We start from the raw sequence: 1,671 nt of genomic DNA, 5'->3' as shown, positions 1-1,671 counted from the left end.
ACCCTGGCCCGCGAGTTGCTGCCGCGCAAGGTGCGCGTCAATGCCGTGAGCCCCGGCCCGATCGACACCGGCATCCTGGACCGCTCCTTGCCCGCCGACGTCGTCGAGACGATGAAGGACACCTACCGGAGCACCAACCCCATGCAGCGGCTGCGGATGTCCGAGGAAGTGGCCGCCGCGGTGGCGTACTTGGCGTTCGGTGCGACCTTCTCGACGGGAACGGAGTTCCCTGTTGACGGAGGGGCTTCGCAACTCTATGTGCTCTGACCGCATAGGTTCACCGGTTGTTCAGGCCGCGGCGGCAAGGGGACGTCCACCCCAGCGGATGCCCCTCTCGCCGCGGATGCGGGCGCGTTCCTTGCGCTCGGCGGCCAGGACGTCGCGGTGGCGGGCTTTGGCGTTGCCCCAGCGCAGGTAGGCGTGGAGGGCTCGGGTCTGCACGGTGTGGTTGGGAGAGTTCGAGTTGGCGACGGTGAACTGCCGCAGCGGTCCAAAGTGCGCCTCGATGGGGTTCGCCCACGAGGCGTAGGTCGGGGTGAAGCACAACTCGACCTTGTTCTTGCTCGCCCAACGGCGGATGTCGGCGCCCTTGTGGGCGGACAGGTTGTCCAGGATCACGTAGATCGGGGCGCCGTCGAGCCGGGCGGCGCGGATCGACTTCAGCGCGGCCAGCGTGTTCCCGGAGCCCTTCTTGCGCCGGTTGACGCCCCACAGGGTGTCGTCGCCGACCGAGTAGCAGCCGTGGAAGTACCGCACCTCCTGGGTGCGGTGGTAGGTGGCCGGTGCTGGAGCCGGTGCACTGGCTGCTGACACGGGTGAACAACCCGTTCATGGAGCGGAAGATCGCCCGGAAAGTCGGCCGCCAGCTGGCGGGCGGGATGGACGCTGAGCGGCTGCACCACCGGCTGATGTCCGGTTCGCCCGGACCTCACCGTCGGATATCCGGGACCCCGGCCGGTGGCTGCTCGGGGTGGCACTGCCGCGCTGGGGCTGCGGGCTGATGGATTGCGAGTCGGGCGTGCTGTGGTCCAGCGGCCGGTTCGGTCCGGTATGCGAGGAAGTAATCGCCGACCGCCGTGCTGAGCGGGACCGCATGCGGCGAGAGCAGCTGCTGGCCGCCGGGCTGTGCCCGGAGCACGGCAGCCGGCTCGGCCGGACCGGTGCGTGCGCCGAGTGTGAGCCCCCCCGCGCAGCGACCGCGGCTCCGCCGCAGCGTGAGGTGGAGGGTCCGCCGCGCGGTACCTGCGGCGAGTGCGGCTGCCGGACCTTTCTGACTGGTCGGGCCGTGGCTGCCGGGCTGTGCAAGCTGTGCCGGGAGGAGGGTGAGGACCTCGCGGCCGCTGCCGTCGCCCAAGAGCAGCCGCGGTCTGTGGTGTGCGACGGCAGCAACGACGCGCCTTGCGACCGCGCCGCGCTGCCAGGCCGGACGGTCTGCGTTCGGCACCGGTCCGAGCAGCTGGCCGCGACCGCTGCGCAAGCGAGCTGACGGCGACTCCGAGGTGCTGAGCTCGGTCACCTCACGGCACGGACGGCGCAGGATCTCCTACCTCCGGGCCACTAGATGAATGAGTCCGATGTTTGTGCTGGCCGCGACCATGGCGAAGGGCGCCCGTTGGCTCGTGTGTGACGACAAACCTGGACGCCCTTCTGGCGGCACTGTACGTGTTCATC

The 1,671-nt window shown here is 70.0% G+C and carries 1 protein-coding gene and 1 pseudogene; one reads left to right on the top strand and one right to left on the bottom strand.

Annotated elements, in window-relative coordinates:
- Positions 1-267, top strand: a 267-nt coding sequence (locus tag AB0C96_RS43030) for an SDR family oxidoreductase (protein ID WP_362925753.1), incomplete at its 5' end; no start/stop codon positions are given.
- A 21-nt stretch (positions 268-288) separates the two neighbouring features.
- On the opposite strand, the pseudogene AB0C96_RS43025 reads toward AB0C96_RS43030, so the two are convergent.
- Positions 289-783 (bottom strand): annotated as a pseudogene (locus AB0C96_RS43025) (transposase); the annotation flags it as partial.
- Positions 784-1,671: the final 888 nt, after the last annotated feature.

The sequence above is a fragment of the Streptomyces sp. NPDC048506 genome, from assembly GCF_040651315.1.
Classification (GTDB): domain Bacteria; phylum Actinomycetota; class Actinomycetes; order Streptomycetales; family Streptomycetaceae; genus Streptomyces.
Note: the sequence above shows the minus strand (reverse complement) of the source record. Positions and strands in the feature narration are given on the sequence as shown.